We start from the raw sequence: 21238 nt of genomic DNA on the forward strand, positions 1-21238 counted from the left end.
GGCCTGCCGGGAAGGCAGGCCTGAAGGATTATGGCTGGTAAACCCGAACGCCAGAATCGTTTTCTTTACGCGTGCGGGAAATGACGGATTCAGGAGATTGCGCAATGCGCAGCCCCATCTCATCTTCGGTGCGCACCAGTTTTCCGCGCAGCGAGTTGGTCAGCACTTCCACAATCTCGACGTCCACAAATTTACCGATCATGTCCGGGGTGCCTTCGAAATTCACCACGCGGTTGTTTTCGGTACGGCCTGAGAGTTCCATGATGCTCTTACGGGAGGTGCCTTCCACCAGAATACGCTGCACGGTGCCGAGCATGCGCCGGCTCCAGGCGTTGGCCTGCTGGTTGATACGCTCCTGCAGAATATACAGACGCTGTTTTTTCTCTTCTTCCGGGACATCGTCAACCATATCGGCCGCCGGTGTGCCAGGGCGCGCAGAGAAAATAAAGCTGTAGCTGACGTCAAAATTCACTTCGCCGATGAGCTTCATGGTGCGCTCGAAGTCGTCAGCGGTTTCACCAGGGAAGCCAACGATAAAGTCGGAGCTTATCTGGATATCCGGACGCGCTTCACGCAGCTTACGAATGGTGGATTTGTACTCCAGCACCGTATGCGGACGCCCCATCAGGTTCAGCACGCGGTCAGAGCCGCACTGAATCGGCAAATGCAGGAAGCTCACCAGCTCCGGCGTATCGCGGTAAACGTCGATAATATCGTCGGTGAATTCCATTGGATGGCTGGTGGTAAAGCGAATACGGTCGATACCGTCAATCGCAGCCACCAGGCGCAGCAGTTCAGCAAAGCTGCCGGTGGTGCCGTCGTAGTTCTCACCACGCCAGGCGTTCACGTTCTGACCCAGCAGGTTCACCTCGCGTACGCCCTGTGCGGCAAGCTGCGCGATTTCAAACAGAATATCGTCTGCCGGGCGGCTCACTTCCTCACCACGGGTATAAGGCACCACGCAATAAGTGCAGTATTTGTTGCAGCCTTCCATGATTGAGACGAACGCGGTCGGGCCATCCGCACGCGGCTCGGGCAGACGGTCAAATTTTTCGATCTCCGGGAAGCTGACATCAACGACCGGACTACGATCGCCGCGCACCTTGTTGATCATTTCCGGCAGGCGGTGCAGGGTCTGGGGGCCAAAGACAATATCCACATAGGGGGCTCTCTGACGAATCAGCTTACCTTCCTGCGACGCGACGCAGCCACCCACACCGATGATCAGGTCCGGATTTTTTCGTTTGAGAAGTTTCCAGCGACCTAAAACGTGAAAGACTTTTTCCTGCGCTTTTTCACGAATTGAGCAGGTATTCAGCAGCAGCACATCGGCTTCTTTCGCATTTTCAGTCAGCTGGTATCCGTGGGTGGTATCCAGCAGATCGGCCATCTTGGATGAATCGTATTCGTTCATCTGACAGCCCCAGGTTTTTATATGGAGTTTTTTAGTCATCGACTTGCTCAGCTCAGGATTGCAAGCCGTGTATTGTAATGCTTTGGTGGGGTTGTGACCAGTGTGAAGGTTATGCGTCTCAGGACTGCAAAAATCCGGTAAACTTAAGGGATTCTCCAATAAGGAAAAGTGACCATGACACTCCAACACACCGAAATTGCCGTTGTCGGCGGCGGTATGGTCGGCGGCGCGCTGGCGCTGGGGCTGGCGCAGCAGGGATTTGAGGTAACGGTTATTGAGCAGGCGGCGACTGCTGAGTTTGACCCGACGGCAAAGCCGGATGTCCGCATTTCCGCCATCAGCGCGGCCTCTGTTGACTTGCTTCGCGGGCTGGGCGTCTGGGAGGCGGTGCTCGATATGCGGGCTCACCCTTACAGTCGCCTTGAAACCTGGGAATGGGAAAATGCCCACGTCGCGTTTGATGCCGCCGAGCTGAAGCTGCCGCGTCTGGGCTATATGGTGGAAAACAACGTCCTCCAGCGGGCGCTCTGGCAGGCGCTGGAGGCGCATCCGAAGGTGACGCTGTGTGTTCCTGCGTCGCTGAAGGCGCTGCATCTTCACAATAGCGGCTACACGCTGACGCTCGACAGCGGCGATGAACTGGCCGTGAAGCTGGTCATTGGGGCTGACGGTGCTCATTCGCAGGTCAGACAGATGGCGGGCATCGGTGTTCATGCCTGGCAGTATGAGCAGTCCTGTATGCTGATCACCGTTCAGTGTGAAAATGCGCCGGGAGAGAGTACCTGGCAGCACTTTACCCCGAATGGTCCGCATGCCTTTTTACCACTGTTCGATAACTGGGCGTCGCTGGTGTGGTACGACAAACCGGCGCGCATTCGCCAGCTACAGGGGCTTTCAATGGAGCAGTTGCAGCGTGAAATTCTGCAACACTTCCCGGCCCGTCTGGGACATATCACGCCGGTTGCCGCAGGGGCGTTTCCCCTTACACGTCGCCATGCGCTGCAGTATGCCCGTGAAGGGCTGGCGCTGGTGGGCGATGCGGCGCACACCATCCATCCCCTGGCGGGGCAGGGCGTGAACCTCGGGTATCGTGACGTTGATGCTTTACTGGATGTGCTGGGCAATGCACGTGCGCATGCGGAGGCCTGGTCAAGCCATCACGTACTCAAGCGCTACCAGACGCGACGTATGGCGGATAACTTCATCATGCAGTCTGGGATGGATCTGTTCTATGCCGGTTTCAGCAATGATCTGGCCCCGGTGCGTATTCTGCGAAACATTGGATTGATGGCGGCGGAACGCGCTGGAGGCTTGAAGCGTCAGGCGCTTAAATACGCTCTGGGACTCTAATCTTTATGCCCTCTCCCCGTGGGAGAGGGCCAGGGTGAGGGCATCAGGCCGCACAATTCTGTACAAAAACAAACAAGCCCGCAGAGCGGGCTTGTTTGTTTTAAGTGGCTGGGGTGCAGGGATTCGAACCCCGGAATGCTGGTATCAGAAACCAGAGCCTTACCGCTTGGCGACACCCCAATTGCGTTAAACGTACTGCTTAACGACTTTTAAATTGGCTGGGGTACGAGGATTCGAACCTCGGAATGCCGGAATCAGAATCCGGTGCCTTACCGCTTGGCGATACCCCAACAATTTTTTATTACCGAAACAGATCGATAATCTTAATATGGTGGCTACGACGGGATTCGAACCTGTGACCCCATCATTATGAGTGATGTGCTCTAACCAACTGAGCTACGTAGCCAGTACTGCGTTCTTCGATGGCTGGGGTACCTGGATTCGAACCAGGGAATGCCGGTATCAAAAACCGGTGCCTTACCGCTTGGCGATACCCCAATACCGCGGAGAACCGCATGATCGAAGAAATATGGCTGGGGTACCTGGATTCGAACCAGGGAATGCCGGTATCAAAAACCGGTGCCTTACCGCTTGGCGATACCCCATCCGTGCAACGCTTACCTGGGAATGGTGCGGGAGGCGAGACTTGAACTCGCACACCTTGCGGCGCCAGAACCTAAATCTGGTGCGTCTACCAATTTCGCCACTCCCGCAAAAAAGATGGTGGCTACGACGGGATTCGAACCTGTGACCCCATCATTATGAGTGATGTGCTCTAACCAACTGAGCTACGTAGCCATCTTTTTTTCGCGTTACCTTATCGGCGTTGCGGGGCGCATTATGCGTATAGACCCTTGCAGCGTCAACACCTTTTTCAACGAAAATGGCCGGAATGTGACTGTTTGGTTAGGTTGCGAACAGCGTGGCCGAATATTCGGCAATTATTGGTTATTAATCGATTTTAGACGGTGAAATGTAAGGCAAATAAAAACAGGCCCCGCAGGGCCTGATGTTCAAATACGTGTTTATTTATAGGCAGACTGGTGAACGCCTACTGCACGTCCTGATGGATCGTTCATCGCTTTGAAAGATTCATCCCATTCAATGGCTTTCGCTGAAGAGCAGGCCACTGATGGACCGCCTGGCACACACTCAGCAGCACTCGGTACCGGGAACAGCTCTTCGAAGATCTCACGGTACAGATACGCTTCTTTAGAGCCTGGCGTGTTGTACGGGAAGCGGAAGCTTGCTGTTTCCAGTTGTTGGTCTGAAACCTGTTTCGCCGCCACCTCTTTCAGGGTGTCGATCCAGCTGTAGCCAACGCCATCCGAGAACTGCTCTTTCTGACGCCATGCCACGCTCGCCGGCAGGTAGGATTCAAAACATTCACGCAGGATATGTTTTTCCATTTTACCGTTGCCGCACATTTTGTCCTGCGGGTTAATGCGCATGGCCACGTCGAGGAATTTTTTATCCAGGAACGGAACGCGCGCTTCAACACCCCATGCGGACATCGCTTTGTTAGCACGTGCGCAGTCAAACATGTGCAGCGCCTGCAGTTTACGTACGGTCTCTTCATGCAACTCTTTCGCGTTCGGCGCCTTATGGAAGTACAGGTAGCCGCCAAACACTTCATCAGAACCTTCACCTGACAATACCATCTTGATGCCCATTGCTTTAATCTTACGGGACATCAGGTACATAGGGGTGGATGCACGAATGGTCGTCACATCATAGGTTTCAATGTGATAGATCACGTCGCGGATCGCATCCAGACCTTCCTGCACGGTGAAATGAATTTCATGGTGCACGGTGCCGAGGTGGTTCGCCACGTCCTGCGCGGCTTTCAGATCCGGTGCACCTTCCAGCCCTACGGCAAAGGAGTGCAGCTGCGGCCACCAGGCTTCTGAACGCTCCTGATCTTCAACACGACGCGCCGCAAATTTCTTAGTAATGGCTGAAATAACGGAGGAGTCCAGGCCGCCGGAGAGCAGCACACCGTAAGGCACGTCTGACATCAGGTGGCTTTTAACGGAATCTTCCAGCGCCTGACGCAGCTCGGCTTTGTCAGTCACGTTGTCTTTTACCGCATCATAGTCAAACCAGTCGCGCTGGTAGTACTGACGGATTTCACCATCTTTGCTCCACAGGTAACTACCTGCCGGGAACTCTTTAATGGTGCGGCATACCGGCACCAGCGCTTTCATTTCAGACGCAACATAGAAGTTGCCGTGTTCATCATGGCCCATATACAGCGGAATGATACCAATGTGGTCGCGGCCGATCAGATAAGCGTCTTTTTCGCTGTCGTACAGGGCGAATGCAAACATACCCTGCAGGTCGTCCAGGAACTCAGGGCCTTTCTCCTGATACAGCGCCAGAATGACTTCACAGTCAGAGCCGGTCTGGAAGGCGTAGCGATCGCCATACTCGGCACGCAGCGCCTGATGGTTATAGATTTCACCGTTTACAGCCAGCGCGTGTGTTTTTTTCTCGTTATACAGCGGCTGTGCACCGGCGTTGACGTCTACAATCGACAGACGTTCATGAGCCAGAATTGCTTTGTCACTGGCGTAAATACCGGACCAGTCCGGGCCGCGATGGCGCATCAGGCGGGACAGCTCGAGTGCTTTTTTACGCAGTTCGCCCGCGTCAGTTTTAATATCCAGTACGCCAAAAATTGAACACATAACCTTCTCCGTTAACCCTGTTGCTTTGTAATGTTGCTTGCTTATGAAAATGCCGCAAAGGAGAAGAGCGCGCAAGGGTTTTACCGGGTTAAACGAAAATAGTGCAATGGTGATTGCGGAATGTTGAAAAAAGAGTATGCCATGAACAGTTTTATTGATGATTATGCAATGAACTGGCGTTTTTGTTAGATATGATTTTATTGGGCGGGGCTATAAATGAAAAACCACGCCCTGAGGCGTGGTTCTGAATCAGATAATGTCAATTTCGTCGACGGAGGGGTAGATCCAGCTCGGCCGGAACGGCATCGAATCAATGTCATCAAGTTGAGAGACACCGGAGAGCACCAGAATGGTCTCCAGACCCGCCTGGAAACCGGCCAGGATATCGGTGCGCAGGTTATCACCGACAATCACCGTCTCTTCAGAGTGGGCCTGCATCGTGTTCAGCGCGGCACGAATGATCCACGGGCTAGGTTTACCGACCACAAACGGCTTACGACCGGAGATTTTTTCGATACCGGCGCACAGTGCGCCGCAGGCCGGATAGAAACCACGGCCGTGCGTATCCGGGTTGGTGGCGATAAAGCGCGCGCCGCTGGCGACAAAGTAGGCGGCCTTATGCATCATCTCCCAGTTAAACGAGCGCGTTTCGCCGACGATCACAAAGTCCGGGTTCACATCGGTAATGGTAAAGCCTGCTTTATACAGCTCGTGGATCAGCGCACCTTCACCGACCACGTAGGCTTTTTTCCCTTCCTGACGCTTCAAAAAATCTGCTGTCGCCATTGCGGAGGTATAAAACACGCTGTCCGGTACGTTGATGCCCGCCGTAGCAAAACGGTTCGCCAGATCCTGACCGGTTTGGGAAGGGTAGTTCGTGAGAAGAACCAGCGGCATTCCTTTGTCGATGATGCGGTGTAGAAACTCCGCAGCACCTGGCACGGCGACGTTGTCGTGCATCAGCACGCCGTCAATATCACAAATTACATTCTTAATGGTCATGAACAATCCGACATCAAAAAAAGAAGGCGTTACTATAAGTCCCGATTAGCTTTCCAGCAAATGCTGCAACAGGATCCCGTTGAGCATGGCGCGTTTGACCAGCGCAAACGCGCCAATCGCAGAGCGGTGATCCAGCGTCGAACGCACGACCGGTAAATTCTGACGAAACGCTTTCAACGCCTGGGTGTTAATGCAGCCTTCAATCGCGGGCAGTAACACTTTTTCCGCCTCGACGATTTCGCCTGCAATCACCACTTTTTGTGGATTAAAGAGGTTGATGGCAATGGCAATGGTTTTGCCGAGGTGGCGCCCGACCTGTTCGATCACTTCGCAGGCCAGCGCATCGCCTTTATTGGCGGCTTTGCAGATGGCGCCGATTTTACAATCATCCAGCGTCACGCGGCTCTGGTAGCCTTGTTCCAGCAGATGACGGACGCGATGCTCAATGGCCGCGTTGGCGGCAACCGTTTCAAGACAGCCAAAATTACCACAGTGGCAGCGCTCGCCAAGCGGTTCCACCTGGATATGACCAATCTCGCCCACGTTGCCGTTACGACCAATAAAGATACGTCCGTTGGAGATAATGCCCGCCCCGGTACCGCGGTGAACACGCACCAGAATAGAGTCTTCACAGTCCTGACTCGCACCAAAGTAGTGCTCGGCCAGCGCCAGCGAGCGGATGTCGTGACCCACAAAGCAGGTCACTTTAAAGCGCTTTTCCAGCGCCTCCACCAGCGCCCAGTTCTCGACCGGGATATGTGGCATATAACGAATGACACCGCTTTCCGGATCAACCAGCCCGGGCAGGATCACCGAAATGGCGATGAGCTCGCGGATCTTGCGCTGACAGCTTTCGATAAAGTGCGCGATGGTATTGAGCAGCGCGTGCTCCAGTGTCTCCTGGGTGCGCTCCGGAAGAGGGTAGTGCTCTTCGGCAATGGCTTTACTGCTCAGATCGTAAAGCGTCAGGGTGGTGTCATGGCGACCAAGACGAACGCCAATGGCCTGAAAATTGCGGGTTTCGGTGATGATGGAAATTGCGCGGCGGCCCCCGGTGGAGGCCTGCTGATCGACTTCTTTGATCAGGCCGCGCTCAATAAGCTGACGTGTAATTTTTGTCACGCTGGCGGGAGCAAGCTGGCTTTGTTCGGCTATCTGAATACGTGAGATTGGCCCGTGTTGGTCAATCAGGCGATATACCGCCGCGCTGTTAAGCTGTTTAACGAGATCGACATTACCGATTTGAGCTTGTCCGCCTGGTGTCATACTTTTACTTACTCAGTGACGACCTCGTTACCATTAACGATGGTCTTAATAATTTTATAATCGTGTGTGAATGCCGTCAGGTTTGCAACCATGCCTGGTGCAATTCTGCCGAGCTGTTTATCCACGCCGATGGCACGCGCAGGATAAAGGGTTGCCATGCGCAGCACTTCTTCAAGCGCAATGCCGCAATGCTCGACCAGGTTACGCACGCCTTCAATCATGGTCAGGGAGGAGCCGCTCAACGTACCGTTTTCATCCACACACAGTCCGTTGCGGTAGTATATTGTTTTACCGGCAAAAATGAACTGCTCAATATTTGCACCTGCCGGTGCGGTGGCATCCGTCACCAGGCAAAGCTTGTCACCTTTCAGCCGCTTGGCGTTGCGAATGTTGGTGTAATCGACGTGTAAACCGTCCGCGATGATGCCGCAGTAAACGTCTGGCTCATCCAGAATCGCCCCGACCAGCCCCGGTTCACGACCCGTGATATACGGCATGGCGTTATACAGGTGTGTCGCAAAGGTAATACCCGCACGGAAACCGGCTTTTGCCTCTTTCAGCGTGGCGTTTGAATGGCCCGCTGACACGACAATCCCGGCGGCGGCCAGTTTGCTGATCACGTCAGTACCGGTCATTTCAGGTGCCAGCGTCACTTTGGTGATCACATCCGCATTGGCACACATATAGTCGACCAGTTCGGCATCAGGCTTACGCACGTAATCCGGATTATGCGTCCCTTTCTTCACCATATTCAGCCATGGCCCTTCAAGGTGCAGACCCAGAGCCTGATTTGGGTGTTTCGCCAGGTATTCACGCATAACGCGGATACCCTGTTTCATCAGCTCATCGCTGCTGGTGATGAGGGTTGGGAGATAGCTGGTGCAGCCCGATTTCTCGTTCGCTTTCTGCATGATTTCCAGCGTTTCGACGGTGACGGCGTCTGCGGTGTCGTTAAACTGCACACCGCCGCAGCCGTTCAGCTGTACGTCGATGAAACCGGGGGAGATTACTGCTCCATTGAGTGAGCGCTGTTCAATCTCCGGCGGCAGCTCTGCCAGCGGACAAACACGTTCAATCAGGCCATTGGCGATAACAATCGCATGGTCATCCAGAATTTCATGGCCGGTATAAATCCGACCGTGGGTTAAAGCGTACATAACGACCCCCGGTTAAAAAAAGCGGCCGCCTCTTCATGAAGAGGCGGTTATTCAATTACAGACCTTTGATGTTCTCAGCTTCTAACTCGTTGAAGTATTTAAGCGTCTTCACCTTCAGTTCCATCGTGGACGGTTCGTCACAGACGATGACGGATTTTGGATGCAGCTGCAGGCAGCTGATGGTCCACATGTGGTTTACGTTGCCTTCAACGGCAGCCTGGAGCGCCTGCGCCTTCACGCTGCCCAGGACCAGAATCATCACTTCTTCGGCATCCAGCAGCGTGCCGACGCCGACGGTCAGGGCATATTTAGGAACCTGGTTCACATCGCCATCAAAGAAGCGGGAGTTTGCCACGCGCGTGTCATGGGTCAGCGTTTTAATACGGGTACGGGACGCCAGTGACGACGCGGGTTCGTTAAACGCGATATGACCATCGTTACCCACACCGCCCATAAACAGGTGGATTTTACCGTAAGAACGGATTTTTTCTTCATACTGACGGCATTCTGCGTCAATATCAGGCGCGTTTCCATTCAGCAGGTTAATGTTTTCAGCTGGAATATCAACGTGATCAAAGAAATTACGGTGCATGAAGCTATGGTAGCTTTCCGGGTGATCCTTCGGTAAGCCGACATATTCATCCATGTTGAAGGTGACAACGTGTTTGAAGCTAACCTGGCCTGCTTTGTGCATCTCTACCAGTGCTTTATATGCGGTCAGCGGTGTGCCGCCGGTAGGGAGGCCAAGGACGAAAGGACGATCGGCGGTTGGTTTGAAGGCGTTGATACGGTTAACGATATGGCGAGCGGCCCATTTACCGACTTGTTCAGCAGTTGCCAGGGGAATCAGTCTCATTGTTCACCTCAAGAGTTTAAGTAGAAGAGTGGGCGGATGGGTATCGGGACCTGATACTTAAGCGTAACCTGGAACCTTTCAGGCCGGATCAATCCGTCTTGATTTTTCGAATGATAAAATAAGTTTTCGATGTTAGCCAGTGAAAGGGAGGGTGATAAACGATATTTGGTGACAAAAATCACAAAAAGTACGCTTTTAATTTGCGATACGAATTAATTTTTCACACACTCACAATGCCAGTGAATCATCAACTGTATTTCTAGTTCGTGACACAATAAAAAACATAGTTAATGCACGAGCCTTAACAAGGGTCTCGTAGGGGGAATAGGATGAATATTTTAGGTTTTTTCCAGCGCCTCGGTAGGGCTTTGCAGCTCCCTATCGCCGTGCTACCGGTTGCAGCACTGCTGTTGCGATTCGGGCAACCCGATCTTCTTAACGTGCCGTTTATCGCGCAAGCGGGTGGTGCGATATTTGACAACCTGGCGCTGATTTTCGCCATCGGCGTGGCGTCCAGCTGGTCTAAAGACAGCGCGGGTGCCGCGGCGCTGGCAGGGGCAGTCGGTTATTTCATCCTGACCAAAGCGATGGTAACCATCAACCCTGAAATCAACATGGGTGTTCTGGCGGGTATTATTACCGGTCTGGTCGGCGGTGCAGTGTACAACCGTTGGGCGGGTATCAAACTGCCAGATTTCCTGAGTTTCTTTGGCGGAAAACGCTTTGTCCCGATTGCGACAGGCTTTTTCTGTCTGATTCTGGCCGCTATCTTTGGTTATGTCTGGCCACCGGTACAGCATGCCATTCATGCAGGCGGTGAGTGGATCGTGTCTGCGGGCGCAATGGGGGCAGGTATCTTCGGTTTCATCAACCGTCTGCTGATCCCAACCGGCCTGCATCAGGTTCTGAATACCATCGCATGGTTCCAGATTGGTGAGTTCACCAACGCGGCAGGTACCGTATTCCACGGTGATATCAACCGCTTCTACGCGGGTGACGGCACTGCGGGCATGTTCATGTCCGGTTTCTTCCCAATCATGATGTTTGGTCTGCCGGGCGCTGCACTGGCAATGTATCTGGCCGCGCCAAAAGCGCGTCGCCCAATGGTTGGCGGCATGCTGCTCTCTGTTGCGGTAACGGCGTTCCTGACCGGTGTTACTGAGCCACTGGAATTCCTGTTCATGTTCCTGGCTCCGCTGCTGTACCTCATGCACGCGGTGCTTACCGGTATCAGCCTGTTTGTGGCCACCCTGCTGGGCATTCACGCGGGCTTCTCCTTCTCAGCCGGTGCGATCGACTACGTGTTGATGTACAACCTGCCGGCAGCCAGCAAAAACGTCTGGATGCTGGTTGTGATGGGCCTGGTGTTCTTCGTTGTCTACTTCCTCCTGTTCAGCGCGGTTATTCGTATGTTTAACCTGAAAACGCCGGGCCGCGAAGATACAAAAGATGACGTCGTAACCAGTGAAGCAAACAGCAATACCGAAGAAGGGTTGACCCAGCTGGCAACCAGCTATATCGCCGCGGTAGGCGGTACCGACAACCTGAAAGCCATTGATGCCTGTATTACCCGTCTGCGTCTGACCGTTGGCGACTCTGCGCGCGTAAGCGATGCCATGTGCAAACGCCTGGGCGCGTCTGGTGTGGTGAAACTGAACAAACAAACCATCCAGGTTATTGTGGGTGCGAAAGCCGAATCTATCGGCGATGAAATGAAAAAAGTGGTTGCCCGTGGACCGGTTGCTGCTGCCTCAACGGATAGCGCGCCTGTGGCTGATGCTCCGGTTGCTAAACCGCAGGCTGTACCAAACGCCGCTACTATCGCCGCGCTGGTTTCACCGGTTACGGGTGAGGTGGTCGCGCTTGAGCAGGTACCTGACGAAGCGTTTGCCAGCAAAGCGGTCGGTGACGGTGTTGCGGTGAAACCAACGGAGAAAACCGTTGTGTCTCCTGCGGCGGGCACCATCGTGAAAATCTTTAACACCAACCACGCGTTCTGCCTCGAAACCGAAAAAGGCGCGGAGATCGTGGTTCATATGGGTATTGATACCGTTGCGCTGAACGGCCAGGGCTTTACTCGCCTGGTGGAAGAGGGCGCAGAAGTGGTTGCAGGTCAGCCGATTCTGGAAATGGATCTGGACTTCCTGAACGCCAATGCCCGTTCGATGATAAGCCCGGTGGTATGCAGCAACACCGACGACTTCAGCGGCCTGGTGCTTCAGGCGAAAGGTAAGGTGGTTGCGGGGCAAACGCCACTGTATGAGATTAAAGGCAAGTAATCGCTCCTGAGTAGAGTCATGCCTTAAGCGGCGGGGGAGATCCTCCGCCGCTTTTTTTTGCAGCAAATGCCCCCATTATTTTCTTCCGGGACGTTTTAAGGGTTGTCACTACGTCCGGCTTATAAGATCATATGCCGTTATACGTTGTTTACGCTTTGAGGAATCCACGATGAGTGAGGCAGAAGCCCGCCCGAGTAACTTTATTCGTCAGATCATCGATGAAGATCTGGCCAGTGGTAAGCACACCACAGTGCATACGCGTTTCCCGCCGGAGCCAAATGGCTACCTGCACATTGGTCACGCCAAATCGATCTGCCTGAACTTTGGTATCGCACAGGATTACCAGGGGCAGTGCAACCTGCGTTTCGATGACACCAACCCAGTAAAAGAAGACATCGAATACGTTGAGTCCATTAAGAACGACGTGCAATGGCTGGGCTTCAACTGGTCTGGCGATATCTGCTACTCCTCTGACTATTTCGATCAGCTGTATGCCTATGCCGTTGAGCTGATCAATAAAGGTCTGGCCTATGTTGACGAGCTCTCTGCGGATGAAATCCGTGAATACCGCGGCACGCTGACGGCACCGGGTAAAAACAGCCCGTTCCGCGATCGCAGCGTGGAAGAGAACCTGGCGCTGTTTGAAAAAATGCGTGCTGGTGGTTTCGAGGAAGGTAAAGCGTGCCTGCGTGCCAAAATCGATATGGCATCACCGTTTATCGTGATGCGCGACCCGGTGCTTTACCGCATTAAATTCGCTGAACATCACCAGACCGGTAACAAGTGGTGCATCTACCCGATGTACGACTTCACCCACTGCATCAGCGATGCGCTGGAAGGCATCACCCACTCGCTGTGTACGCTGGAATTCCAGGACAACCGTCGTCTGTACGACTGGGTGCTGGATAACATCACAATTCCGGTGCATCCGCGTCAGTACGAGTTCTCTCGTCTGAATCTGGAATACACCGTGATGTCCAAGCGTAAGCTGAACCTGCTGGTGACCGATAAGCACGTTGAAGGCTGGGACGACCCACGTATGCCGACCATCTCCGGTCTGCGCCGTCGTGGCTACACCGCGGCGTCAATCCGTGAGTTCTGCAAACGCATTGGCGTGACCAAGCAGGATAACACCATTGAGATGGCGTCTCTGGAATCCTGCATTCGTGAAGATCTGAACGAAAACGCGCCGCGCGCGATGGCCGTTATCGACCCGGTAAAACTGGTTATCGAAAACTATCCGCAGGGTGCGAGCGAAATGGTCTCGATGCCTAACCATCCGAACAAACCGGAGATGGGCAGTCGTGACGTACCGTTCAGTGGTGAAATCTGGATCGATCGTGCTGACTTCCGCGAAGAAGCGAACAAACAGTACAAGCGACTGGTGCTCGGTAAAGAGGTGCGTCTGCGTAACGCCTATGTGATCAAGGCTGAGCGCGTAGAAAAAGATGCGGAAGGCAACATCACCACGATCTTCTGCACATACGATGCCGAGACCCTGAGCAAAGATCCGGCGGACGGTCGTAAGGTGAAAGGCGTGATCCACTGGGTCAGTGCATCACACGCGCTGCCGGTAGAGATTCGTCTGTACGATCGTCTGTTCAGCGTGCCTAACCCAGGCGCAGCTGAAGACTTCCTGGCGACCATCAACCCGGAATCGCTGGTCATTAAACAGGGTTACGCTGAGCCATCCCTGAAAGCGGCTGAGGCGGGTAAAGCCTTCCAGTTTGAACGTGAAGGTTACTTCTGCCTGGACAGCCGTCACAGCACCGCTGAAAAACCGGTATTTAACCGTACGGTTGGTCTGCGTGATACCTGGACGAAGATCGGCGAATAATAACGCCGCGCTGGTCAATGAGAAACAAACGCCGCGTAATGCGGCGTTTTTTTATAGAGTGATCATGCCTTTAAAGCAGTAGCCAAATAGCGTTTATAAAAATAACAGGTCAATGTGGTGCTACTTATTTTTTTTAAAAAAAGTTTATCCCCTTTCAAAAGTCTGACGCACCGTAAAAAGAATATCATTTAACGCGTTACTTATTGAAAATCGGCCTTTTCCCCCGCCAGTACTGGCATCCCGTTAAATGTTACAAAGCACTACCAATTATGTGCTCTTCGTCATAATCCTGAGTTTTAGCCACCGAAAAGCATTGATAATTCGCGTCGCGAAAAATAACCTAAAGACGGTAGTTATTCGAGGGTATTTCCGACTACCCCTGACCATCAGGTCTTTTATATTTTTCGCCGTTTTAGGCGTTTTAATTCGTCAAAGAGGAATAATCTATGCGTACGTTCAGTGGCAAACGTAGTGCGCTGGCGCTGGCTATTGCCGGTGTGACAGCAATGTCAGGCCTGGTGGTGACGCCAGACGCTAAAGCAGCAGGCTTCATCGATGATTCAACCCTCACGGGCGGTATTTATTACTGGCAGCGTGAACGTGACCGTAAAGATGTCACGGAAGATAAATATAAAACGAACCTTTCTCACTCTACCTGGAACGCCAATCTGGATTTCCAGTCTGGTTACGCTGCCGATATGTTCGGTCTGGATATTGCCGCCTTCACGGCAATTGAAATGGCGGAAAATGGTGACAGCGGCCACCCGAACGAAATAGCCTTCTCCTCCAGTAATAAAGCGTATAAAGAAGACTGGTCCGGAGATAAAAGCGGTATCAGCCTGTATAAAGCTGCCGCGAAATTTAAATACGGCCCGGTATGGGCGCGCGGTGGTTATATTCAGCCAACCGGTCAAACCCTGTTAGCACCGCACTGGAGCTTTATGCCAGGTACCTATCAGGGGGCAGAAGCGGGCGCCAATTTTGATTACGGTGACGCAGGTGCGTTGAGCTTCTCGTATATGTGGACCAACGAGTATAAAGCGCCATGGCATATCGAAATGGACAAGTTCTACCAGAACGATAAAAAGACCAAAGTGGATTATCTTCACTCGCTGGGCGCGAAGTACGACTTTAAAAATGATTTAGTGCTTGAAGCGGCATTTGGTCAGGCGGAAGGTTATATCGATCAGTATTTTGCTAAGGCCAGTTATAAATTTGACATCGCGGGTAGCCCGCTGAGTACCAGCTACCAGTTCTACGGTACGCGAGATAAAGTCAGTGATGGTGGCGTGAATGATATTTATGACGGCACGGCGTGGTTGCAGGCGCTGACCTTCGGCTACAAAGTCGGTCAGGTAGATTTGCGTCTTGAAGGAACGTGGGTTAAAGCGGAAGGGCAGCAGGGCTACTTCCTGCAGCGTATGACCCCAACCTATGCATCTTCAAACGGTCGTCTGGATATCTGGTGGGATAACCGTTCCGACTTCAATGCCGATGGCGAAAAAGCAGTCTTCTTCGGCGCAATGTATGATCTGAAAAACTGGAACCTGCCAGGCTGGGCGGTGGGGGCATCTTACGCCTACGCATGGGATGCGAAGCCTGCTGATATGGCAACGCCAGACGCATACTACGATCCAAACTATCGTCTCAAAGAATCCGCTTACAGCCTGGATGCGATCTACACCCTGCAGGATGGTCGCGCCAAAGGTACTATGTTCAAACTGCACTTTACACAATACGACAACCACTCCGATATCCCGAGCTACGCCGGCGGTTACGGCAACATCTTCCAGGATGAACGCGACGTGAAATTCATGGTTATCGCACCGTTCACCATCTTCTGATGACTCGTCCGGCGGGGTAATTCCCGCCGGACCGGAGACTACATATGAAAAAGATTGTAATCGTCGCGTTGCTGGCATCGGGACTGGTGGCTTGTGCGCAGAATCAGGCCCCGAAAGAGGACTCCCGTCTGAAAGAAGCCTACAGCGCGTGTATCAATACGGCGGAAGGTTCGCCGGAGAAGATCGAAGCCTGTCAGAGCGTGCTGAATGTGCTGAAAAAAGAGAAAGCGCATGAACAGTTCGCAACCCAGGAGAATATTCGCGTAATGGATTACCAGGCCTGTATCCAGGCGCGTAAAACCGGTAACGATCAGGAAGTCGCGAAGCGTTGCGATCAGATCTGGAAAGAGATTCGCAGCAACAACAGCCTTTAACCCGCTGTTATCATGCCCGGTAGCGCTGCGCTGCCGGGCTTTTTTTTGCCAGACCGCAGGCAAAAAAAAAGCCAACCTTGCGGCTGGCTCAGAGTATGAAACGTGTTTATTTCGCGTCGTGCGCGTGATCGTCTTCGCGGCAATCGCCTTCAGCGCAGTGACCATACAGGTACAGGCTGTGGTTCGTCAGGCGGATACCGTGACGTGCGGCGATTTCACGCTGGCGAGATTCAATGGAATCATCGCTGAATTCAATGACCTTGCCGCAATCCAGGCAGATCAGGTGATCGTGGTGATGCTGTTGAGTCAGTTCGAATACAGATTTACCGCCTTCGAAATTATGACGGGTGACAATGCCCGCGTCATCAAACTGGTTCAGCACACGATAGACGGTTGCCAGCCCAATCTCTTCGCCCATGTCGATAAGACGCTTATAAAGGTCTTCCGCACTGACATGGTGATTGTCTGGACCCTGAAGCACTTCAAGGATTTTTAACCGAGGAAGCGTAACTTTCAGGCCAGCCTTCTTTAATGCGGTATTGTTGTCAGTCATGCGGAATCTGTCCTGTTGCTAAACGATTCACTTCTGTAGGAAGTGACAGAAATTGCACCCGGGATAATGCGTCTCATTATAGAACTGCCATGGCTAAATGAAAACTGCAAGTCTCAGGTAAAGTATGCTTATAAAAACGTGGTATCACCAACAAACTTGCATTGTGAAAGCCACGTTTTATCAGGGGGTCATTGTACAGGTCTGGGCGAAAAAGTTAAAAGATTGTAGCAATTAATTTAATCGGTTTGACCTGGTTTATGGGCGCAACCACCGTTGCGCCGCAAGAATCATCAGGCGTTAAGAATATCGTCCAGGTGCAGCTCTTCACGGATCTGCTTAACCCATTTTTCAACGCGCTCGGCGGTCAGTTCTGGCTGACGATCTTCGTCAATCGCCAGACCCACGAAGTGATCGTCGTCTGCCAGACCTTTAGACGCTTCGAAGTGGTAACCAGCGGTAGGCCAGTGACCTACAATAACGGCACCGTTTGGCTCAATAATGTCGCGGATGGTGCCCAGCGCATCACAGAAGTACTCTGCATAATCTTCCTGGTCGCCGCAGCCAAACAGGGCAACCAGCTTGCCGTTGAAATCCACCTCTTCCAGCGTTGGGAAGAAATCATCCCAGTCACACTGGGCTTCACCGTAATACCAGGTCGGAATACCCAGCAGCAGGATGTCATAGCCTTCGAGATCTTCTTTGCTGCTCTTGGCGATGTCGTGCACATCGGCAACGTCTTTACCGAGCTGTTTCTGAATGTTTTTTGCGATATTTTCGGTATTGCCGGTATCACTGCCGAAGAAAATGCCGATAATTGCCATGAGTAAAATAACCTCTTGATACTTAATGGTATGGTGGCGCAATTTGTCCACGGATAAAGGCAATAATAGCAGAACAGGCAACCCTGCGGAAACAGCTATCGCGCAGGACTGCACTCTGTGCTACATGAAAAGGGTAATAAAGGGATTTTTCGGACTTATGCCTTACTGCGCATGGTCTCGAGTTGGGTGAGTAACATCTCTTCGATCAGCTCGCTGCGGCTGATATTACGCGCGTCAGCCAGTTCGTTTAGCGCATCGACAGCGTCGGCGTTGAGCTTCAGTTCGACACGCTTAAGCCCACGATTTTTATCGCGTTTAAGCTGGTTGCGTTTATTAATACGCAGCTGTTCGTCGCGCGAAAGCGGATTCGTTTTTGGTCGTCCCGGTCGACGCTCATTCGCGAACAGATCTAGTGTCGTACGGTCCGTTTGTTCTTTGGCCATGATTCTGAGACTTCGGGGGAAACACGCCGCCCTGCTAATGCCTGGGCGATAAGCGCGCCATCATACATCACCAAAAACGGCACGCCAACGACTGGAAGCCCGCAGCCTTCCAGTCGCTCTCTTTTTAATCAATTTGCCGTATCAGTCAGATAGCGGCGAATGGCGCGTAAGACGGCATCTGGTTTTTCCGCATGAACCCAATGTCCGGCGCCAGCTATGACATGAGCGCGTGCCTGCGGGAATTGCGCCAGCAGGGTATCGCGACAGGCGTCGGTAACGTAGGGCGAATTGCCGCCACGAATGAAGAGGGTAGGGTGCGGCCATGCCGGAACGGTTTCCCAACCGACGATGTTATCGTACTGCTCCCACAGCACCGGCACGTTGAACCGCCACTGGCCGTCAACGAACGATTTCAGCAGAAACTGGATAACCCCTTCTTCATCCAGATGCTCACGCATAACGACGGCTGCCTGTTGGCGCGTCGAGACGCCAGCGTTGGTCACCGCGTTGATGGCGGCGAAAATCTCATCATGGCGACGGACGTGGTAATCCACCGGGGCGACATCTATGACCACCAGGCCACTTATTCTTTCTGGTGCCAGAGCCGTCAGGGCCATGACCGCTTTGCCGCCCATTGAATGCCCGATCAACGTCACTTTCTCGAGATTGTTGGCATCCAGCGTATCCAGCAGATCCTGCGCCATGGCCGCATAGGTCATCTCTTCTGAACGCCCGGAAAGGCCATGATTTCGCATATCCACCTGCAAAATATCGTGATCGGTAACCAGATCGCGTGCCAGCACGCCCAGGTTATCCAGGCTGCCAAACAGCCCGTGAACCAGTACGATGGGAGGATTCGTGTTCGGCGATTGTGCAGATTGCGCTCGGGTATTCAATTTCATGGCAAAGTTCTTTTTTTAGGTGTGACAGGTTAGGGTATTATGTTGACCATTCTGCCGCCCGGCTGCAAGGTTCCAGTTTAATCTGACTTTTGCCGCCAACCTGGTTTGACGCTATCCGCTGTTGGGATTTGACTTTATAATCTCAACGACTTGTATTCAGATAAGATATCGCACTGGATTAAGATGAAAACAATCGAAGTTGATGACGAACTCTATCAGTTTATTGCCAGCCAAACGCGGCATATCGGGGAGAGCGCGTCCGACATTTTACGGCGAATGCTTAAAATTTCCGCCGCCTCACCGTCTGCTACCCCAGCCACTAAAGATGTCGTGTCTCAGCCGAGTGTTGTTGCACAAGCAAAACCTGCCGCCGTGCAGGTGAAAGACAAAGTACGTGCGATGCGCGAGCTGCTGCTGTCTGATGAATATGCAGAGCAGAAAAAAGCGGTCAACCGCTTCATGCTGGTGCTGTCTACACTTTATTCACTGGATAACAAGGCGTTTGCTGAAGCGACTGAGTCGCTGCACGGTCGCACGCGCGTCTATTTCGCGGGCGACGAGCAGACGCTGCTGCAAAATGGCAACCAGACCAAACCTAAACATGTCCCTGGCACACCGTACTGGGTCATCACCAATACCAATACGGGCCGCAAGTGCAGCATGGTTGAACACATCATGCAGTCCATGCAGTTCCCGGCGGAATTGATTGAAAAGGTTTGCGGTACAATTTAACCCTTGCATCAGAAGGACCCGGTAATGGCAAATCACAGCCGTGCAGGCCAACCTGCACAACAAAGCGATTTGATTAACGTCGCTCAGCTGACCGCGCAGTATTATGTGCTGAAACCGGTCGTGGGCAACGCAGAACACGCAGTGAAGTTTGGGACATCAGGCCATCGCGGTAGCGCGGCACGCCATAGCTTTAACGAACCGCACATTCTGGCCATTGCTCAGGCCATCGCGGAAGAGCGCGCCAAAAACGGTGTTACCGGTCCGTGCTACGTGGGGAAAGATACTCACGCCCTGTCTGAACCGGCATTCATTTCCGTGCTGGAAGTTCTGGCGGCGAACGGCGTTGATGTAATTGTGCAGGAAAATAACGGTTTCACCCCAACGCCTGCCGTCTCTAACGCTATCCTTGTGCACAACAAAAAAGGTGGCCCACAGGCTGACGGTATCGTTATCACGCCTTCTCACAACCCGCCAGAAGACGGTGGTATCAAATACAACCCACCTAACGGTGGCCCGGCAGATACCAACGTCACCAAAGTGGTGGAAGACCGCGCCAACGCCTTAATGGCCGATGGTCTGAAAGGCGTTAAGCGTATCTCTCTGGATGCGGCCATGGCGTCCGGCCACGTGAAAGAGCAGGATCTGGTGCAGCCGTTCGTGGAAGGGCTGGCGGATATCGTCGATATGGCGGCTATCCAGAAAGCCGGCCTGAAGCTGGGTGTGGATCCGCTGGGCGGCTCCGGTATTGAATACTGGAAACGCATTGCAGAGCATTACAAGCTGGATCTGACCATCGTTAACGATCACGTCGATCAGACCTTCCGCTTTATGCACCTTGATAAAGACGGCGCGATCCGTATGGACTGCTCCTCCGAGTGCGCGATGGCAGGCCTGCTGGCACTGCGTGACAAATTCGATCTGGCCTTCGCCAACGACCCGGATTATGACCGCCACGGTATCGTTACCCCGGCCGGGCTGATGAACCCAAACCACTACCTGGCTGTGGCAATCAACTACCTGTTCCAGCACCGCCCGCAGTGGGGCAAAGAGGTGGCTGTCGGTAAAACGCTGGTCTCTTCAGCCATGATCGACCGCGTGGTCGACGCGCTGGGCCGCAAGCTGGTGGAAGTGCCGGTTGGTTTTAAATGGTTTGTTGACGGTCTGCATGACGGCAGCTTCGGCTTTGGTGGTGAAGAGAGCGCGGGGGCATCCTTCCTGCGTTTCGATGGCACACCATGGTCAACCGACAAAGACGGTATCATCATGTGTCTGCTGGCGGCGGAGATCACCGCGGTCACCGGCAAGAACCCGCAGGAACACTACGACGAGCTGGCGGCGCGCTTTGGTGCACCGAGCTACAACCGTATCCAGGCAAGCGCGACCTCCGCACAGAAAGCAGCCCTGTCTAAACTCTCTCCGGAGATGGTCAGTGCCAGCACGCTGGCCGGTGATCCCATCACGGCCCGTCTGACGGCAGCGCCGGGTAACGGTGCCTCTATCGGGGGGCTGAAGGTGATGACCGAAAATGGCTGGTTCGCCGCGCGTCCATCCGGTACGGAAGATGCGTACAAAATCTATTGTGAAAGCTTCCTCGGCGCTGAGCATCGCCAGCAGATTGAGAAAGAAGCGGTAGAGATTGTCAGCGAAGTGCTGAAAAACGCGTAAGTGGTGTTCGGCGCGGGCTGATGCCCTCACCCCGGCCCTCTCCCACAGGGAGA

At 53.2% G+C, this 21238-nt stretch carries 17 protein-coding genes and 7 tRNA genes; 7 read left to right on the top strand and 17 right to left on the bottom strand.

Annotated features, from left to right (window positions below; translation table 11 throughout):
• Window positions 1–28 precede the first annotated feature (28 nt).
• A complete protein-coding gene (gene miaB, locus AC2FAK_RS14595) occupies window positions 29–1453 on the bottom strand; it encodes a tRNA (N6-isopentenyl adenosine(37)-C2)-methylthiotransferase MiaB (RefSeq protein ID WP_013097574.1) in 1425 nt (474 codons plus the stop codon).
• 135 nt (window positions 1454–1588) lie between these two features.
• Here miaB and ubiF point away from each other — a divergent pair, with 135 nt between their 5' ends.
• A complete protein-coding gene (ubiF, locus tag AC2FAK_RS14600) occupies window positions 1589–2764 on the top strand; it encodes a 3-demethoxyubiquinol 3-hydroxylase (RefSeq protein WP_095454628.1) in 1176 nt (391 codons plus the stop codon).
• A gap of 105 nt (window positions 2765–2869) precedes the next feature.
• Here ubiF and AC2FAK_RS14605 read toward each other — a convergent pair.
• From AC2FAK_RS14605 to nagB, 12 genes are all read right to left on the bottom strand, one after another.
• A tRNA-Gln gene (locus AC2FAK_RS14605) sits at window positions 2870–2944 on the bottom strand.
• Window positions 2945–2979: 35 nt separating this feature from the next.
• A tRNA-Gln gene (locus AC2FAK_RS14610) sits at window positions 2980–3054 on the bottom strand.
• A 39-nt stretch (window positions 3055–3093) separates the two neighbouring features.
• Window positions 3094–3170 (bottom strand) — tRNA-Met (locus AC2FAK_RS14615).
• Window positions 3171–3187: 17 nt separating this feature from the next.
• Window positions 3188–3262: transfer RNA gene (locus AC2FAK_RS14620), tRNA-Gln, on the bottom strand.
• A 32-nt stretch (window positions 3263–3294) separates the two neighbouring features.
• Window positions 3295–3369 (bottom strand) — tRNA-Gln (locus AC2FAK_RS14625).
• Between the two features lie 23 nt (window positions 3370–3392).
• Window positions 3393–3477 (bottom strand) — tRNA-Leu (locus tag AC2FAK_RS14630).
• 8 nt (window positions 3478–3485) lie between these two features.
• A tRNA-Met gene (locus tag AC2FAK_RS14635) sits at window positions 3486–3562 on the bottom strand.
• A 227-nt stretch (window positions 3563–3789) separates the two neighbouring features.
• Window positions 3790–5454 carry an asparagine synthase B gene (asnB, locus tag AC2FAK_RS14640; protein WP_013097572.1) on the bottom strand — a complete coding sequence of 555 codons (1665 nt, stop codon included), beginning with the start codon at window positions 5452–5454 and terminating at the stop codon, window positions 3790–3792.
• A 249-nt stretch (window positions 5455–5703) separates the two neighbouring features.
• Window positions 5704–6456 carry a ribonucleotide monophosphatase NagD gene (gene nagD, locus AC2FAK_RS14645; RefSeq protein ID WP_013097571.1) on the bottom strand — a complete coding sequence of 251 codons (753 nt, stop codon included), beginning with the start codon at window positions 6454–6456 and terminating at the stop codon, window positions 5704–5706.
• Window positions 6457–6501: 45 nt separating this feature from the next.
• Window positions 6502–7722: a DNA-binding transcriptional regulator NagC gene (gene nagC, locus AC2FAK_RS14650; RefSeq protein ID WP_013097570.1), complete on the bottom strand. Its 1221-nt coding sequence runs from the start codon at window positions 7720–7722 to the stop codon at window positions 6502–6504.
• Between the two features lie 8 nt (window positions 7723–7730).
• Entirely contained in the window at window positions 7731–8879 is a 1149-nt protein-coding gene (gene nagA / locus AC2FAK_RS14655) for an N-acetylglucosamine-6-phosphate deacetylase (protein ID WP_020684945.1), read from the bottom strand.
• A gap of 55 nt (window positions 8880–8934) precedes the next feature.
• Window positions 8935–9735, bottom strand: coding sequence for a glucosamine-6-phosphate deaminase (nagB, locus tag AC2FAK_RS14660; RefSeq protein ID WP_013097568.1), 801 nt, complete (start codon window positions 9733–9735; stop codon window positions 8935–8937).
• A 329-nt stretch (window positions 9736–10064) separates the two neighbouring features.
• Between nagB and nagE the strand changes: the two genes are divergently transcribed.
• The 4 genes from nagE (at window position 10065) to chiQ (ending at window position 16069) form a co-directional block, all read left to right on the top strand.
• Entirely contained in the window at window positions 10065–12014 is a 1950-nt protein-coding gene (gene nagE / locus AC2FAK_RS14665; protein WP_095454627.1) for a PTS N-acetyl glucosamine transporter subunit IIABC, read from the top strand.
• Between the two features lie 169 nt (window positions 12015–12183).
• Entirely contained in the window at window positions 12184–13851 is a 1668-nt protein-coding gene (glnS, locus tag AC2FAK_RS14670) for a glutamine--tRNA ligase (protein WP_013097566.1), read from the top strand.
• Window positions 13852–14297: 446 nt separating this feature from the next.
• Window positions 14298–15695, top strand: a complete 1398-nt coding sequence (gene chiP / locus AC2FAK_RS14675) for a chitoporin ChiP (protein ID WP_038418907.1) — start codon at window positions 14298–14300, stop codon at window positions 15693–15695.
• 44 nt (window positions 15696–15739) lie between these two features.
• Entirely contained in the window at window positions 15740–16069 is a 330-nt protein-coding gene (chiQ, locus tag AC2FAK_RS14680; RefSeq protein ID WP_020684948.1) for a ChiQ/YbfN family lipoprotein, read from the top strand.
• Window positions 16070–16175: 106 nt separating this feature from the next.
• Here chiQ and fur read toward each other — a convergent pair whose 3' ends face one another.
• The 4 genes from fur to ybfF form a co-directional block, all read right to left on the bottom strand.
• On the bottom strand, window positions 16176–16622 hold the full coding sequence (gene fur, locus AC2FAK_RS14685; RefSeq protein WP_010428651.1) for a ferric iron uptake transcriptional regulator: 447 nt from the start codon (window positions 16620–16622) through the stop codon (window positions 16176–16178).
• Between the two features lie 290 nt (window positions 16623–16912).
• Window positions 16913–17443: a flavodoxin FldA gene (gene fldA, locus AC2FAK_RS14690; protein ID WP_008501067.1), complete on the bottom strand. Its 531-nt coding sequence runs from the start codon at window positions 17441–17443 to the stop codon at window positions 16913–16915.
• A 155-nt stretch (window positions 17444–17598) separates the two neighbouring features.
• Entirely contained in the window at window positions 17599–17886 is a 288-nt protein-coding gene (gene ybfE, locus AC2FAK_RS14695) for a LexA regulated protein (protein WP_013097563.1), read from the bottom strand.
• Window positions 17887–18014: 128 nt separating this feature from the next.
• The gene (ybfF, locus tag AC2FAK_RS14700; RefSeq protein WP_023621115.1) at window positions 18015–18788 is read right to left on the bottom strand and encodes an esterase; all 774 of its coding nucleotides are present in this window, start codon (window positions 18786–18788) and stop codon (window positions 18015–18017) included.
• Between the two features lie 183 nt (window positions 18789–18971).
• Here ybfF and seqA point away from each other — a divergent pair, with 183 nt between their 5' ends.
• Window positions 18972–19520, top strand: a complete 549-nt coding sequence (seqA, locus tag AC2FAK_RS14705; RefSeq protein WP_023621116.1) for a replication initiation negative regulator SeqA — start codon at window positions 18972–18974, stop codon at window positions 19518–19520.
• Window positions 19521–19544: 24 nt separating this feature from the next.
• Window positions 19545–21185, top strand: a complete 1641-nt coding sequence (gene pgm / locus AC2FAK_RS14710) for a phosphoglucomutase (alpha-D-glucose-1,6-bisphosphate-dependent) (RefSeq protein ID WP_020684950.1) — start codon at window positions 19545–19547, stop codon at window positions 21183–21185.
• Window positions 21186–21238: the final 53 nt, after the last annotated feature.

It is taken from the genome of Enterobacter cloacae complex sp. 394F7 (assembly GCF_057320385.1).

Coding starts and splice junctions, on each gene's coding strand:
- fldA (WP_008501067.1), bottom strand. CDS start 17,443: ATGGCAATTATCGGCATTTTCTTCGGCAGTGATACCGGCAATACCGAA.
- ubiF (WP_095454628.1), top strand. CDS start 1,589: ATGACACTCCAACACACCGAAATTGCCGTTGTCGGCGGCGGTATGGTC.
- nagE (WP_095454627.1), top strand. CDS start 10,065: ATGAATATTTTAGGTTTTTTCCAGCGCCTCGGTAGGGCTTTGCAGCTC.
- ybfF (WP_023621115.1), bottom strand. CDS start 18,788: ATGAAATTGAATACCCGAGCGCAATCTGCACAATCGCCGAACACGAAT.
- seqA (WP_023621116.1), top strand. CDS start 18,972: ATGAAAACAATCGAAGTTGATGACGAACTCTATCAGTTTATTGCCAGC.
- pgm (WP_020684950.1), top strand. CDS start 19,545: ATGGCAAATCACAGCCGTGCAGGCCAACCTGCACAACAAAGCGATTTG.
- chiP (WP_038418907.1), top strand. CDS start 14,298: ATGCGTACGTTCAGTGGCAAACGTAGTGCGCTGGCGCTGGCTATTGCC.
- nagB (WP_013097568.1), bottom strand. CDS start 9,735: ATGAGACTGATTCCCCTGGCAACTGCTGAACAAGTCGGTAAATGGGCC.
- chiQ (WP_020684948.1), top strand. CDS start 15,740: ATGAAAAAGATTGTAATCGTCGCGTTGCTGGCATCGGGACTGGTGGCT.
- miaB (WP_013097574.1), bottom strand. CDS start 1,453: ATGACTAAAAAACTCCATATAAAAACCTGGGGCTGTCAGATGAACGAA.
- fur (WP_010428651.1), bottom strand. CDS start 16,622: ATGACTGACAACAATACCGCATTAAAGAAGGCTGGCCTGAAAGTTACG.
- nagC (WP_013097570.1), bottom strand. CDS start 7,722: ATGACACCAGGCGGACAAGCTCAAATCGGTAATGTCGATCTCGTTAAA.
- asnB (WP_013097572.1), bottom strand. CDS start 5,454: ATGTGTTCAATTTTTGGCGTACTGGATATTAAAACTGACGCGGGCGAA.
- glnS (WP_013097566.1), top strand. CDS start 12,184: ATGAGTGAGGCAGAAGCCCGCCCGAGTAACTTTATTCGTCAGATCATC.
- ybfE (WP_013097563.1), bottom strand. CDS start 17,886: ATGGCCAAAGAACAAACGGACCGTACGACACTAGATCTGTTCGCGAAT.
- nagA (WP_020684945.1), bottom strand. CDS start 8,879: ATGTACGCTTTAACCCACGGTCGGATTTATACCGGCCATGAAATTCTG.
- nagD (WP_013097571.1), bottom strand. CDS start 6,456: ATGACCATTAAGAATGTAATTTGTGATATTGACGGCGTGCTGATGCAC.